Below are 14,385 nucleotides of genomic sequence, written 5' to 3' on the forward strand. Positions count from 1 at the left end.
ATGCAGTACCGTGCCTATGCCTATAAGCGGAAGGAGAGCCGCTACCGCCTGTTCGTCGACGTCCAGAGCGATATAGTGGATACCCCTGGCCGAAGAATGGTGATCCCATTGGTTAGCGCCAGCCTGCTGTCAGAGCGCGTTTCCCGTGAACTGTATCCGGTGGTTCGATTCGACGGTGATGACTACCGACTAATGACCACTGATATGGCCAGCGTGACCACTGCCGTGACTGGCCGGGAACTGGCCGATCTCAGCCATTATGAGAATGCGATTAAGGATGCGATAAATCTGATGTTCTGGGGGATCTGAGCCCCGGGCGGTTTTCCGCCCGGGGGAGACGAAAGAGGCTGTCAGTGTCTTACCAGCGTGGCAAAGTAATAAATCAGCGGAATTGCCAATATCCACAGTCCCACCGGAATGTCGCGCCATTTGCCCGCAACGGCTTTAATGGCGATATAGAACAGTAGCCCACCGGCGATACCGGTACCGAAACTGTTGGCGATAAGGGTAATCATCACCATCATCAGTACCGGCAGCCCATCGGTAAAGTTGCCAGGTTCGACTTTACGCAGGCCGCTAAACATATTCAGACCAATCAAAATCAGCGCTGGCGCTGTGGCTTCTTTAGGGATCATCAGCGCCACTGGCGTGAACAGCAGCATCAGCAGGAACATGGTCGCCGCCGCCAGGGCGGTCAGCCCGGTTTTGCCGCCTGCTTCCGCCGCCGCCGAAGATTCAATCAACGCGGTCGCAGCCGGAATGCCGACCCATGGCCCCAGCGCGGCGGCGATAGAATCCACCATAAACGGGCGATTGATATGCGGCATATTGCCTTCGTCATCCAGCAGTCCGGCCTCACCGCCTACCGCCAGCGTTGTCCCCATAGTGGAGAAAAATTCTGACGCGAAAAAGACGAATAAAAAAGGCAGAAAGGCAATGTTCAGCGCGCCTGTCAGGTCAATCTCGCCCAGCACCGGCGTAATGGGATGCGGCAGGTCGATAAAGCTGGCCGGAAGTTGGGTAACGCCTGCCGGTACGCCGACCAGGGTGGCGAACAAAATGGCCCATAAAATGGCGCCCGGCACCCGACGCGCCTGTAGTGCAATGGCCAGAAACAGGCCACTCAGCGCCACCAGCGCGCCGGGCGACAGGAAGTCGCCCAGCATCAGCGCGTTGGTTTTAACATTAGCCAGCACCAGCCCGGCGTTACGAAATCCCAACACCGCAACGAACAGGCCGATGGAAGCGGTCAGGCCCAGTTTGATCGACTGGGGAACCGAGCGGGTCACGACTTCACGCAGCCCGAATTTGGTCAGCAGGAAGAAGAGAATCCCTGACCAGCAGGCGATGCCGAGGCCGATTTGCCAGCCGATGCCGGCGCTGTCCGAAAGAGTGACGCCGACCAGCACCGATCCGCCGATTCCCGGTCCGACGATAAACGGCAGGTTGGCGTAGAAGGCCATCAGCAGCGAACCGATAACGAATACCACGATGGTTCCTGTGGTGGCGGCGCCTTTATCCATACCGCCGCTGGCCAGCAGGCTGGGGATCACCACCAGCAGATAAGCGGCGGCAAGAAAGCCGGTAATGCCGGCCAGACATTCGGTACGTACGCTGCTGCCGCGAGTATACAGCGCAAAGCGCCGCTCCAGCCAGTTGGCCGGTGCGGGCGAGTTAACAGTGGTATTGGCCATTATTTGGCTCTCCTGGGCTATCATCTTGTTGTTGTGCGTCAGTCGGTGTTTCCCGACAGTCAATGACAGGATCGACAATCTGGCGGGTGGCGCCGTCGGTTAATCCTAAATCGGTCAGATGTGGGCCGGCGTTACAGGCCAGACAGGTGCCTTCGATCGCTTTAAATACCCGGTATGGGGGTTCCCAGTCGGCAATATCGGCACTACGCTCGCGCAGTTCGCGGAAGGCGGCGGCCAGTTCGGCAGGGGGGCTGTCGGAAAGCATTCCGGCTATCGGCATGGCCACATGAGCGATAAGCGAGCCGTTTTGCGTAAGCGCCATGCCGCCGCCGCTGGCGATAAGGGTATTGGCGGCCAGCGCCATATCATGTGGGCAGCGGCCTAGCACGACCAGGTTGTGAGAATCGTGCGAATAGCTGGTGGCGATGGCGCCGCGCAGCTCGCCCCAGCCTTCCAGTAGCGCTATTTGCGGCTTTGCGTCGTGGCGGCCGTGGCGGTGTTGAACCCAGATAAAGCTAAATCCGTCAGGCAGTTGCACGCAGCCGTTACGGATCAATACCTCTGCTTCTCCCCACCGGGTAAAGCGCGCGCCGCAAATATGGCGCAGTCGCGCCTCGCCGTGCTGAATATTTCCGATACGCAGGGTGAAATCCCCGGGCGCTAGCGGGGCCAGGCGCAGGGTATCGCGTGGCGGCGCTGTTTGCGCGCCAGTTACCGATTCCATCATGACGCCGTGCTGCGCGACCTGACGACCTGCCACATAGACGCGCTGTGCCTGGAGTTGCTCCAGAGAGTCGAAAACCACCAGGTCGGCGCGCCGACCGGCGGCAATCAGGCCGAGATCGTTACGCTGCAGGCGGATGGCGGCGTTGAGCGTGGCGAAACGTAACGCATCCACGGCTGGTAGCCCGTGTTCGATTAACAGATTAAGGAGTGCAACGATACCGCCTTTTTCCAGCAGGATGTCCGGCGGTACATCGTCGGTACACAGGGTTACCTGGGAAGAAAGATGCGGCAGCGTTTTCAGCGCCGCCACAATTTCCGGCAGCAGATAGGGATGCGAACCGCGTATCTCCAGGGTCAGCCCGGCGCGCAGCTTTTCCAGCGCGTCCGCGCCGGATGTGAGTTCATGATCCGAGGTTACGCCAGCCGCCAGATAGGCCTGGAGATCCTGGCCGCTCAGGCCCCGGGCGTGCCCTTCAATCAATTTACCGCTACGTAGTCCGGCCTCCAGAATATCCTGCATCCGCTCACTGCCGTGCAGAATGCCATGCATATCCATGACTTCCGCGACGCCGCGCACTTCATCCCAGGCGAGCATGGTCTGCATCTCTTTGCCGGAAAATTCCGCCCCGGAGCACTCCAGCCCGGGTGTGGACGGCACGCTGGAAGGCGCGGCCACCATTACCTGCAGTGGCAGGTTGCGGCTGGATTCGACGGCATAGCGGACCCCTTCGATGCCCAGCACATTCGCCAGTTCGTGAGGATCCCAGAATACGGCTGTGGTTCCCTGAGCCACGACGATTTCGGCGTAGCGCGCCGGCGGCAGGTGGGAACTTTCCAGATGCACATGGGTGTCTATCAGTCCGGGAGTAATCCAGGCGCCGGAAAGAGTATGGGTTTGATGCGCATCATGACGGCTGCCGGGAGGGTGGACGCTGGCGATAAGTTCGCCGACGATGCCGATATCAGCCGGACGCGTTTCGCCGGTGGCCATGTCGACGATCTGAGCGTCGGTCAGTAACAGATCGAAGGCGATTTCGCCACGAGCCGCCTGTACAGCCCGGCGGCGGGTTTCAACTGAGGTGGGCATAAAGGTTCCCGGCAAAAACGGACAGAGTCGCTACTTTAAAAGCAGCGCAATCGTTTGCCCAGCTGAATAAATTTATCGGCCGATAACAAAACGTTATGCTGGATAAAAATGACACCGGAATCGCCCCATGACAGAACCCTGGCAGCGCCTGCCCGCGCTTTCGCTTAAGCAAATCCAGTACTTTGTGACGCTGGCCGAGTTGCGCCATTTTACCGATACCGCCAGTCGGCTGGCGATTAGCCAGCCCGCTTTGAGCAGCGCGTTGCGTCAGATTGAAAACGTACTCGGCGGAAAGCTGGTTAACCGCACGGCGTCGGCGGTATCGTTGACCGAACTGGGTATGGCGATTTTACCTCATGCCCGGCGGGTGCTTGGCGCGGCGCAGATGGGGTTTCACGATATGCAGCAGGTGGTGGAAGCCGGCGGCGATGGTACGGTACGGATCGGCCTGATTCCGTCAGTCAGTTCACTGCTGTTTCCCGTTATTCCGCAGCGCCTGACTCAGGTGTTTCCGCGGCTGCGAGTAGAGTTTCTGGATCGCGCGAATGATGCGCTTATGGAGAGTCTGCAACACGGACGGGTGGATTTTGGCGTCGGCGCGCTGGATAGCACGGTGCCGGCTGCGCTCAACGCTTTTCCGCTGCGTGAGGATCCCTTTGTCGCGGTGCTGCACCGCGACGATCCGCTGTCCCAGTCGGTGCACCTTCCCTGGAAACAGCTTGGCGCGCGCGATATCGCGATGTTCTCAACCGGCAACGGTCATCGTCTGGTGGCATCGCTGGTCGAGAGTCAACGCCTGACCCTGGCGGTGCGCTACCGGGTGGATTACATCGAAACGCTGTACGGGCTGGTGCGTTCACGACTGGCCGTCGCCATTCTGCCTCACCTTTACACCATGCATCTTAACGACCCTAAGCTCAGGGTGGTGCAGTTGCAACAGCCAGAACTGACCCGCACCGTGGCGCTGTTGCGTCATTCACAACCGCTGCCGCCGCTGATTGAACAGTGTTTTCATCTGTTACGCAGCGCGCTGCGTTAAACGGAGATTATGCCAGTCCCAGCCGTTTCAGAACTTCAGCCAGCTCCTGGCGCGCTTCCCCTTCCAGCGCCCGCAGTGGGGCCGGTAAGCAGGGGGGGGCCGCCAGCCCCAGAATTTCGGCAGCGCTGGCGATGCAGCGCAGGCTTCCAAAGCGGGTAAACAGCGCCCATAGCGGCGTCAGCCTCTCTGAAAGGGCGATGGCCCCGGGCGGTTCGGCACGGGTTATCTCCAGCGCCTGATCCGGAAACAGCCCGCCGATCACTGAATACCAGGCGTCGCATCCGGCATTCAGACCGGTGGCGGCGCAGGCATCGCCGCTAACGCCCTGAGTGATATGAGCGGGCAGTAGCGCGCGCAGTTTCTCGACCCGTTCCCTGGCGGCATTAGGGTTGGCGGGGCCTCCCGGAATTTTAAATGACGCCACGCCCGGCAGCTCGGCAATGCGGGCGTACAGGGCGTCGCTAAACTCGAAGCGGGTGACTCTGGGATTGTCATAGACGCATAGCGGCAGGGAGCTCTGGTGGGTGACCGTCTCATACAGATGAAACACCTCCTCTTCCGTTAACGGCTGGTAAGAGAAGGGAGCCAGCAGCACTCCGCTGGCCCCTGCCTGTTCGGCATCCCGGGCCAACTGGACGACTTCCCGGGTGCTCAGGGCGCTAATACCGACGATCACCGGAATACCTTCGGCGGCGGCTATCGCCCACCGGGTAACTTCAGCGCGTTCCTGCTGGCTTAAGTAAGGGGCACAGCCGGTGGAGCCCAGTATGCTGATGGAATCGACCCCGGCGCGGCGTAACCGCGCAATCAGGCCGACAAACGCGGCTTGATCAGGGAGCCCGTCGCGCAGGGGGGTTAACGGAAAGGCGCTCAGGCCGGTAAAAATCGACACTCAACCTCCGGAATCGGGGGAGGATTTATTGCCCCGAAGTTTCAGGAATACCGCTATAGCGTAGCGGATAATTCGCCAGAGGATGAGAAAGATGATGGTTATGGGCGCCTTCTATCTGCGCAATGATCACCTGGTAACCTTCCAGCCAGCGCCCGTTCTGCTGTTTTGCCTTCTGATGCTCAACGTTGGTCATCAGGATTTCCATGGCTTCCCGGCTGCGCCAGTAATAGTTATTGATGATGCGGCCGCTGGCGGTATCGGTATAGCTTTCCATACCGATAAAATCAGTCAGGGTTTTGGTGAAGTTTTCAATCCAGCCATCGAGACGGTAAAAGTCGTCGTCGTACTCCCCTTTGTCGAAGATAAAGCTGCTGAGAAACAGGGTCATATTTTGTTCCTTAATGCGTGAACGACACAATTTGTCGTACATAAAGATCCAGTGTGCCAGCCGGGTAGCCTTTATGCCTGAACGCCGATCAAGGTTTTACTGATGCTGGCGCCGGGCATCATCCGTATCAGCCCCTCGCACAGTTTGTCTCCCGCTTCCTGCAGGGCGTCCAGCGGCATCTCCGGCAGGCTTTCCAGAATAAACCACATACGTTCGTCATCGGCGCACAGGCGGGTTCTGACGCCCTGACGCCAGTTCCAGCGTCGGCAGGTGACGCCTTTATCGTCGCACCATACCACTTCGCCGGGTTCCGGTAGCTCGTGCGACAATTCGCCCTCTTTCACGGTGTCGAAAAGCTCGGTACCGTTAGCGATCTTCAGTCGCGGTTCGCCCACGTAAGCTGCAATATTTTCCCCGCCGACCGGAATAGCGTATTCAATACTGATGGCGTTATAGAGATCGACCACCGGATCGATGGCGGGCAGGATGCCGTCGCGCTGAACGCGTTTTAATAACGCTGCGGCGGAGCAGGGCGTGCGTTTGGGTTTGGCGCCAAAGGCTTTAAAGACCTCGTCCCAGGCGGCCAGATGCGCCTGTGCCCAGGGGGCGCCACCCTTGGCAGCCACGGCGCAGGCGTGATTCAGCGCCTGCTGGCCGACATGCGGATTCTCGACAGGGGCGGCAGTTACCGCGATGCTGAGCGCCCGAAAGCCGGGGGCCAGAGTGGCGATTTTCGGGTCGATTGACGGGGTTACGCAAAGCATATGATAATCCTGTATTGACTGTTTTATACCATGGTAATGACCGATGACCAAAAAAGTCAATAAATCGACCGATTCGGGTGCCGATATTGAACGCGTCAGCGAAGCGGTTTCGCTGCGGATAAAAAACACCCGCAAGGCGCAGCGGCTGTCGCTGGATGAGCTTTCAAGACGCGCAGGCGTCAGTAAAGGGATGCTGGTGGAAATCGAGAAGGGCAGCGCCAATCCGAGCATCGCCATTCTGTGTAAGGTGGCGGCGGCGCTGGGGCTGTCGGTGGCCGATGTGGTGAACGTGACCAGCACGCCAGCGGCGTACCTGATTGAGGCCGGGGAGATCCCAACGCTGTGGCGCGGCGAACAGGGGGGCTCCGCCCGGCTACTGGCTGGTACCAGCGGGCCGAATATGATTGAGCTGTGGCGCTGGGAGATGTTTACGGACGAAGCCTTCAGCTCGCCCGGTCACCCTCAGGGGACGTTTGAGCTGCTGCACGTTGAAGAGGGAATCCTGACGCTGAGCCTCGGCGACAGAGAACTTAGCGTAGCAGCCGGTTGCTCTGCGGTTGCCAGAACCGATGTGGCCCACGCCTATGAAAACCGTCACGGCGAGCGGCTGGTTTTCACTATGACGGTCGCTGAACTGCATTCCTGAATGGCCGGTTTTTCATCGATGCCCTCTTTTACGAGATCGGGGGCCAACCAATGTGAGCGGAATCCTGATATTGGACTATACAGTTATCGGGAATGCCCGGTACTCTGTGATTACGCTTTTGCTTTTATCGTTTCCTTATTTCAGGACGAACACTTTTCGCGTTACGGATAGCACTATGAAAAAAATACTCGTCGGCATGCCGCTGATACTGGCTCCCGCTACCGCCGTTCAGGCGGCTAATGGTGTTGAGAAAGAACAAACCATGGTAGTGACAGCGGCGCCGGACCGTGGGCTCTCGCCGCTTACGGCACCGGGTGCGGTGAGCGTCGACTATGGCGACGACCTGCGCCAGGCCAGGCCGCAGGTCAACCTCTCGGAAGGGCTGAGCGACGTGCCCGGATTACAGATCCAAAACCGTCAGAACTATGCTCAGGATCTCCAGCTTTCCCTGCGCGGCTTTGGCTCCCGCTCCACCTTTGGGGTACGCGGTATCCGCATCTATCAGGACGGCATTCCTTCCACCATGCCTGACGGCCAGAGCCAGATCTCTAACGTGGATTTAAGTTCGGTGGAAAGCATTGAAGTATTGCGCGGCCCCTTTTCCGCGTTATACGGCAATGCCTCCGGCGGTGTGATTAATATCACCACCGAACGCGGTCGCCAGCCGACCACGCTTTCCACCAGCAACTATTACGGCAGCTATGGCAGCTGGCGCAGTGGCGTCCGGCTGAGTGGCGCGACGGGGGAAGGCGATGCGCCTGGCGATCTCAACTACGATCTCACCACCTCGCGTTTTTCCACCCACGGCTTTCGCGACCACAGCAGCGCTCACCGCGATCTGACCAATGCGAAGCTGGGGGTCAATATTGACGATCGCAGCAGTCTGACCCTGAGCTTTAACAGCGTCAATATTAAAGCTAACGACCCGGGTGGGCTGACGCGGGAAGAGTGGCGCAGCGATCCGCATCAGGCGCCGCGAGCCGAGCAGTACAACACCCGTAAAACCGTCAGCCAGTCCCAGCTTGGCCTGCGCTATCAGCGTGCCGTTACCGATAATGACGACTTCAGCATGACGGCCTGGGCCGGGATGCGCGAAACCGTGCAGTATCAGTCTATCCCGTATTTTGTTCAGCAACGTAGCCGCCAGCACGCCGGGGGCGTTATCGATCTGACCCGCCATTATCAGGGCATCGATACCCGCTGGACTCACCGCATGACCGAAGGGCCGCTGCCGGTATCGTTTACCGCTGGTATCGATTACGAAACCATGACCGAGCAGCGCCGGGGCTATGAAAACTTTATCTACAGCAACGGCCACTACACCCTGGGGGAGAAGGGCGATCTGCGCCGCAAAGAGCGCAACCTGATGTGGAACGTCGACCCCTACTTACAGACCTCGTGGCAGCTAACCGAGCGCCTGACGCTGGACGCCGGGGTGCGTTACAGCTCCATCTGGTTCGACTCTAACGACCACTATGTGGTGCCGGGCAACGGCGACGACAGCGGCGAGGCCAGCTATCACAAATGGCTGCCTGCCGCGGCGCTGAAGTACACGCTGACCGACGCCTGGAATGTCTATACCTCCGTTGGGCGCGGCTATGAAACGCCGACCATCAACGAACTTTCATACCGTAACGATGGCCAGAGCGGCCTGAACTTTAAACTGAAGCCTTCCACCAGTAATACGGTAGAAGTGGGCAGTAAGATGCGGGTAGGCAACGGGCTGATTAGCGCCGCGCTGTTTGAAACCAATACCAGCGACGAGATTGTGGTCGCCAGCAGTAATAACGGGCGCACCAGCTATCAGAACGCGGGCAAAACCCGGCGCCGCGGCGTGGAGCTGGCCTGGGATCAGCAGTTTATGGATAGCTGGCGCACGAAGCTTGCCTGGACGCTGCTGGATGCCACCTACCGTGAGGACGCAGGCGCCAATATCAAAAGCGGCAACCGAATGCCTGGAATCGCCCGTAACAGCCTTTACGCTTCGCTGGGCTGGTTGCCGGAACAGGGCTGGTACGCGGGCGGCGAAGTGCGCTATCTGAGCCGCATCCAGGCCAACGACGCTAACAGCGCCTCGGCGCCGGGCTACACCACCGTGGGGCTGAATACCGGCTATAAATTCGTGAAGGATAACTGGCTGCTGGATGTCTGGGGGCGGGTCGATAACCTGTTCGATCGCGACTATGTCGGCTCGGTTATCGTTAACGAGAGCAACGGTCGTTATTTTGAACCGGCTCCCGGCCGCAACTATGGGGTAGGGATGACGTTAAGTTATCGCTTTGAGTGATAACAACGGTGATTTTCCTCTGGTCGATGTCACGCTCGTGCTTGACGAAGAGACCATGGGGCTCCGTAGTATGGCTGCACTGATGCGGAAATATATTAATAACCTGTTGGACAACCAGGGCACCTTACCAAAGGGTGAGAACATGACAGGATGTTCTTATAGGCAGGCGAAATTTCAGCCTCAGAGGCCTTCGTACGTGAACTGGCACTGCGGGGCCACAACATGAGGACAAGCTTTTCAGGCTATCCCTGCCCCAGCAGTGAATACTGGAGGGCAGGGATAATCGTACTCAGACTCTCCCTGCCAGCCACAGGAACTAAACATCTTTATCAGGCCCGCTACATTACGATTCAGATACGTTATCAGGTAGGGTGGGTACTATCGTCAAATGCGACATTGCGGTTTGCTCGTGAGAGATAAATGTCGTTCATGCAGACATTCAACGCCTTGATATTCCTGACATACTAGCCTTGTGTGTTCAGAAAACGGTATTCCAGTGTTTGCTTGTCCTTCTCTTCCAGGGAACAGGTTAGCCGGAACGGCTCATTCTGCCTGGACAGCTCGCTTATGCTGCCGAGAGAATGCCATCTTCCTGTTTGGTTGGCGCAAGTGCTACAAGAGCCCACTATATTAGTTCTGTAAGTGCCATGCTGGTTCATTCCCTATACAATTATTTATTCTACTGTTGCCGAAAATAATCGCCTCCCTTCTAAAACTCAGGAGAGTAGGCAGCCGAAAGCTTAAATTCATTCTCAGGATACTCTCGCTGAGAATGAAAAAATATACTCTCCCTTTTCAATGTAACCCAACTTATCATTTTGCACATGAATATTAAAATCACTGGTTTTACTACCACCTGTTTTAATTTTTAAATCATTTAGTTCTGTATTTTTGCAGCTAGTCTTGATCGGCTGAACCTCTACAACTGGGATATCAGTCAAGGCTGGGTTGAAGTGAATGGCAAATGATGCCATATTGTTTTTTCTCATAACTTCAATTTTTACCTCGCCTTTGTATGATGTGTCGGTTTTGTCTGTATCTTTTTGATATATTATGTTAACAACAGGGTCTTTTTGTCTGTTTAAACGTATTGTTTCATTGGATTGGGATTTTAACGCTTCTTTTAAATTTGTTAATTCATCGTTTTGAACTTTAATTAGTTTTTCATAAGCGAATTTAATTTTATCGATATTTTTTTCTGTCCGATGATAATATCTTTATTTCTTCTTCAAGCTTTTCTTTTTCGGAGGTGTATTGAGATTCCTTTGTTTTCCTTTCGGTTTCTAATTCATTGTTCTTTTTTATTAATTCAACTAAATCGTTAACATAACTACCCATTTCATCGGCACTACCTGCTAACCTGTTAAATATGGTTAGGTAACTCATCAAGTTTTCGTCATCGGAGAAATCTGGGTATCTAACCTGGTGATCAATCTCGCTCCATCCTTCCTCAAAAATTGTTCTTGTTTGAATTTCACAATAAACTTGCACTGACTGAATATTCGTTGCAGGTACAATATAATGAATTGAACGATAGTTGTGAATATGTCTTTTTTGTTCACATTTAGGATGATTTTTGTAGATATCCATAATATCACCTTCTCGATGATATATCGTTACAGGTTCATCTTCTTTTAATACCCATCGAGATAAAATATGATCATGGACTGTTTGCCAGTCACTTTTAAAAAGATAAATGGCTCTGACGCCTATGAGATCGGTAATAATAGATTTATAATTATCCGCATTTATTTCCTTGTATTTTTCGGATGGGTTTTCTTCGGTGATCTTTCTGAGTATTTTTTTATAAGATGGGAGTGACTTTTTATTCGCCAGCGAACAGAGTGAATAGCATTACAACGCTGAATTTTTTTTGCTATATATTCTGCTTCATCCAGCAAAGTAAGCTCATTATGTTTGTAATCTTTTACAATCTCTCGCAAAGTATCTACAGGTATGCCACTGGTTTCTACAAGCTCAGTTGTAACACCAATTTCTTGTAAAAAATCAAAGTCACTTTTTCCTGTGTTCATCGTATTCATCCATAAATTGAAAGCGTAAATATATCATAATATTTAATGATTGATAATTTTGAATGTTGCCAGATAGCATAGAGACACCAGATAGAAGTATATATAATACCATAGGTGAGTGTTTTCTTGGATATAACTGCTAACGTTTAGTGGAATAGATAGGGTAATTGTGGCTGATTGCTCTTGGATTTGGGGTTTTACTACTATCAACAATTAGAGAAGAAAACATTATGTACCTTGTTATCCTACTTTTCTTTTTCTCGATGTAGCTCAGGGGTATATGTCAGGGCGAGATCAGGGCGCTCCAACGAACGCGTTGGGGCGCCCTCTGTTAATCGACGAACCGGCTCACCGGAATTCCAAAGCGTTTGGACAGCTTACGCATATGCTCAAGGGTCAGCGTTCGCTCGCCTCTGAGCACCCGGCTAACCAGAGATTTGGAACCAATCTCCTCTTTCAAATCGCTGGTATTCAGGCCGTACTGATCCATCAGGGTGCGCAATAGCGTCAGGCCGTTGCCTGCGGCGGCTATGCGGGCATTAAATTCGGCAAATTCGGGGGCGGATTCCTCATAAGCATCGATTTTTGCAGTCAGCATATCGATCAAAGGGCTGTCTGGTTCGAATTCGACCAGATATTCCGTTAGCTTTACGGCCTCTTCGTAGTCCTTCCGGGCGCGGCTGTCCCCCAGCAGAGGAACCAGTCGAACCAGGGTATTGACCGCCTGTACTGCGTCGGAGTACATCATTCTTTCATCTCCCGGTAGTATTTAATCAGTTTGTCGTACTCTGCATGCGTCGTGATGTGTTTAATAAATATTTTTCCACGTTCAAAGTCGGCGAAGAACACCACCCTCAGATGGCCGCCGCCAATATCGATGACCCACCATTTTTCCCGATATTTCATTCTGTCCAGGCTGGGATATGTCGCTTTCAGATCTACGGGAGCGGTGAATCTGGTACGTTTTAGTTCATGGTACAGACCGTCTATAGCACCTGCCTGATTAGGGAAGTGTCGGGCGGCCAGGACAAACGGCTCTCTGGATATGACATGCATCACTACATCCCTGTTTCCATTTTGGCAACTATGTCTATTTTGCGCACATCGTTGCCAGAATGGCAACTTTAATTTTTGAGCATGATGAACAAGAAGAGATAACAAATCGGTTTTAAGGTTGGGGGCGCCCCTCTCCCATCTGTCGGGAGGGGGCTTAGGGTGAAAATCAGGCTTTCACCGCCGTAATCATCACTTCAACCAGAATATCCGCACGCGCCATTTCCGCCTGAACTGCGGCGCGGGCCGGGCTGTGACCTTCCGGTAGCCAGGCGACCCAGGCGTCGTTAAAGGCCGCGAAATCGCGGGACATATTCTTCAGCCATACCTGAGCGGAAAGAATATGGCGGTTATCGCTGCCCGCTTCGCTCAGCAGGCTATCGATCTTCTCCAGCACTTCCCGGGTTTGCAGGGTGATGTCTTGTTCGCTGCTTTTCGGCGTCTGGCCTGACAGAAAAATCAGATCGCCCCAGCTAACGCTGGCGGAAAGTCGCGGCTGGGGATTGTTGCGGGTTATTTTCATGTTATGGCTCCCATGTAAGGCCTTGTACAGAGATGGATGGCGCTTCGCCATGGATCAGCGAGCCAAGCACCGTCGCGCTTGCGGCGGCGAGCGTAAAGCCCAGGCTGCCCTGACCAAGGTTCATCCACAGATTTTGATAACCGGCGCGCCCCAGCATCGGCGGACCTGCCGGTGTGGAAGGCCGCATGCCGGTCCAGATTTCGGCCTGATCCAGCCCCTGTAAGTCAGGGAAGCTGGCGGCGACAATGCGTTTCAGCGCCTGGATACGCGCCGGGCGGATTTCATCGCCATCGTAACCGATGTCGACCATGGCGGCGATGCGCAGCCTGTCACCCAGCCGGGCGTAGACCACCTTATGACCATAATCGGTCACGCTGACGTCAGGCGCCAGGCCGGGTCGCTGCGGATAAGGCAGCGTCAGACTGTAGCCCTTCAGTCCGCACAGCGGCACCCGTATTCCGGCATTACCCAGCAGCGCGCCGCTACCGTTACCGGCCGCCACCACGAATTCATCGCCGCCAATCGTGCCCTGGCTGGTTTCCAGCGCGCGAATCCTCTCCCCCTGGCGCTTCATCCCCTGTACTTCACAGCGGGTGGTCAGGGTAAAGCTGGCGCTGTGGGTCAGTTTTTCGAGCAGCGCCTGGCAGAATTTATAACAGTCTGCGGTTTCATCTTCCGGCGAATAGATACCACCGCGAATCTGTTTGCCGATATGGGCAAGGGCTGGCTCCAGCTTAATACAGTCATCGTGACTAAGATGCTGCTGAAACTGAGGATCGATACCCTGCACCGCTTTATTCAGGGAATCATCCTGACGGTGAATAATTAATTTTCCCGAGCGCCGCCAGTCGAAGTCCGCCAGATTATCCTCATCGCGCCACTCCTGCATTATCTGGCGGCTGAGCAGCGCCAGACGCAGTATATGGGCGCCGTTGATTTTATTGGTCTGACGGCGGCAGGCCCGCAGAAATTGCAGCAGCCAGCACCACTGATCGGGTGACATTCTCAGGCGCAGGTTAAGCGGCGAGTCGGCTTTACCCATCCATTTTATGCCCTGTAACGGCACGCCGCGGTCGGCAAGGGGGGCCACATAGCGATAGCTGAGCTGGCCGCCGTTGGCGAAGCTGGTTGCCCGAGCGGGCAGGGCATTACGCTCCAGCAACTGAACCTGATGTCCGCTTTTAATTAACACCCAGGCCGTCGCTAACCCAATGACGCCGCCGCCCACCACTACAATACGCTTATTCATACCC

16 protein-coding genes are annotated in these 14,385 nt (G+C 55.2%); 4 read left to right on the top strand and 12 right to left on the bottom strand.

Annotated features, from left to right (window positions below; all coding sequences use genetic code 11):
• The gene (gene ccdB, locus SCU88_RS06640; protein WP_175339954.1) at positions 1–309 is read left to right on the top strand and encodes a type II toxin-antitoxin system toxin CcdB; all 309 of its coding nucleotides are present in this window, start codon (positions 1–3) and stop codon (positions 307–309) included.
• Positions 310–350: 41 nt separating this feature from the next.
• Here ccdB and SCU88_RS06645 read toward each other — a convergent pair whose 3' ends face one another.
• On the bottom strand, positions 351–1,694 hold the full coding sequence (locus SCU88_RS06645) for an NCS2 family permease (RefSeq protein WP_175339557.1): 1,344 nt from the start codon (positions 1,692–1,694) through the stop codon (positions 351–353).
• Positions 1,675–3,507 carry an adenine deaminase C-terminal domain-containing protein gene (locus SCU88_RS06650; protein WP_175339558.1) on the bottom strand — a complete coding sequence of 611 codons (1,833 nt, stop codon included), beginning with the start codon at positions 3,505–3,507 and terminating at the stop codon, positions 1,675–1,677. Before SCU88_RS06650 ends, SCU88_RS06645 begins: the two co-directional genes overlap by 20 nt.
• Before the next feature lie 127 nt (positions 3,508–3,634).
• Between SCU88_RS06650 and SCU88_RS06655 the strand changes: the two genes are divergently transcribed.
• Positions 3,635–4,546 carry a LysR substrate-binding domain-containing protein gene (locus SCU88_RS06655; protein ID WP_175339559.1) on the top strand — a complete coding sequence of 304 codons (912 nt, stop codon included), beginning with the start codon at positions 3,635–3,637 and terminating at the stop codon, positions 4,544–4,546.
• Between the two features lie 7 nt (positions 4,547–4,553).
• On the opposite strand, the gene SCU88_RS06660 is transcribed toward SCU88_RS06655, so the two are convergent.
• The 3 genes from SCU88_RS06660 to SCU88_RS06670 form a co-directional block, all read right to left on the bottom strand.
• Positions 4,554–5,432 carry a dihydrodipicolinate synthase family protein gene (locus SCU88_RS06660; RefSeq protein ID WP_138099178.1) on the bottom strand — a complete coding sequence of 293 codons (879 nt, stop codon included), beginning with the start codon at positions 5,430–5,432 and terminating at the stop codon, positions 4,554–4,556.
• A gap of 31 nt (positions 5,433–5,463) precedes the next feature.
• Positions 5,464–5,826, bottom strand: coding sequence for an antibiotic biosynthesis monooxygenase family protein (locus SCU88_RS06665; protein WP_138096245.1), 363 nt, complete (start codon positions 5,824–5,826; stop codon positions 5,464–5,466).
• Between the two features lie 71 nt (positions 5,827–5,897).
• Positions 5,898–6,590: a B3/B4 domain-containing protein gene (locus SCU88_RS06670; RefSeq protein WP_138096246.1), complete on the bottom strand. Its 693-nt coding sequence runs from the start codon at positions 6,588–6,590 to the stop codon at positions 5,898–5,900.
• A gap of 43 nt (positions 6,591–6,633) precedes the next feature.
• Here SCU88_RS06670 and SCU88_RS06675 point away from each other — a divergent pair, with 43 nt between their 5' ends.
• Together SCU88_RS06675 and pqqU are read left to right on the top strand one after the other, a co-directional pair.
• Positions 6,634–7,236, top strand: coding sequence for a helix-turn-helix domain-containing protein (locus SCU88_RS06675; RefSeq protein WP_138096247.1), 603 nt, complete (start codon positions 6,634–6,636; stop codon positions 7,234–7,236).
• Positions 7,237–7,411: 175 nt separating this feature from the next.
• A complete protein-coding gene (gene pqqU / locus SCU88_RS06680; RefSeq protein ID WP_138096248.1) occupies positions 7,412–9,523 on the top strand; it encodes a TonB-dependent receptor PqqU in 2,112 nt (703 codons plus the stop codon).
• A gap of 752 nt (positions 9,524–10,275) precedes the next feature.
• Here pqqU and SCU88_RS06685 read toward each other — a convergent pair.
• From SCU88_RS06685 to SCU88_RS06715, 7 genes are all read right to left on the bottom strand, one after another.
• Entirely contained in the window at positions 10,276–10,497 is a 222-nt protein-coding gene (locus SCU88_RS06685; RefSeq protein WP_431810104.1) for a hypothetical protein, read from the bottom strand.
• Between the two features lie 208 nt (positions 10,498–10,705).
• On the bottom strand, positions 10,706–11,359 hold the full coding sequence (locus SCU88_RS06690; RefSeq protein ID WP_431810155.1) for a hypothetical protein: 654 nt from the start codon (positions 11,357–11,359) through the stop codon (positions 10,706–10,708).
• Positions 11,272–11,556 (bottom strand): hypothetical protein, encoded by a 285-nt coding sequence (locus SCU88_RS06695; RefSeq protein ID WP_431810105.1) that lies wholly within the window; start codon positions 11,554–11,556, stop codon positions 11,272–11,274. The genes SCU88_RS06690 and SCU88_RS06695 overlap by 88 nt, the downstream gene beginning before the upstream one ends.
• 331 nt (positions 11,557–11,887) lie before the next feature.
• Complete coding sequence (locus SCU88_RS06700; RefSeq protein ID WP_175339560.1) at positions 11,888–12,304, bottom strand: helix-turn-helix domain-containing protein; 417 nt, start codon at positions 12,302–12,304, stop codon at positions 11,888–11,890.
• Positions 12,301–12,612 (bottom strand): type II toxin-antitoxin system HigB family toxin, encoded by a 312-nt coding sequence (locus SCU88_RS06705; protein ID WP_175339955.1) that lies wholly within the window; start codon positions 12,610–12,612, stop codon positions 12,301–12,303. Before SCU88_RS06705 ends, SCU88_RS06700 begins: the two co-directional genes overlap by 4 nt.
• 166 nt (positions 12,613–12,778) lie before the next feature.
• Positions 12,779–13,132, bottom strand: coding sequence for a Rid family hydrolase (locus tag SCU88_RS06710; RefSeq protein WP_175339561.1), 354 nt, complete (start codon positions 13,130–13,132; stop codon positions 12,779–12,781).
• Between the two features lies 1 nt (position 13,133).
• Positions 13,134–14,381, bottom strand: a complete 1,248-nt coding sequence (locus SCU88_RS06715) for a D-amino acid dehydrogenase (RefSeq protein ID WP_175339562.1) — start codon at positions 14,379–14,381, stop codon at positions 13,134–13,136.
• Positions 14,382–14,385 lie beyond the last annotated feature (4 nt).

The organism is Jejuibacter sp. L23 (genome assembly GCF_050815825.1).
GTDB lineage: Bacteria > Pseudomonadota > Gammaproteobacteria > Enterobacterales > Enterobacteriaceae > Jejubacter > Jejubacter calystegiae.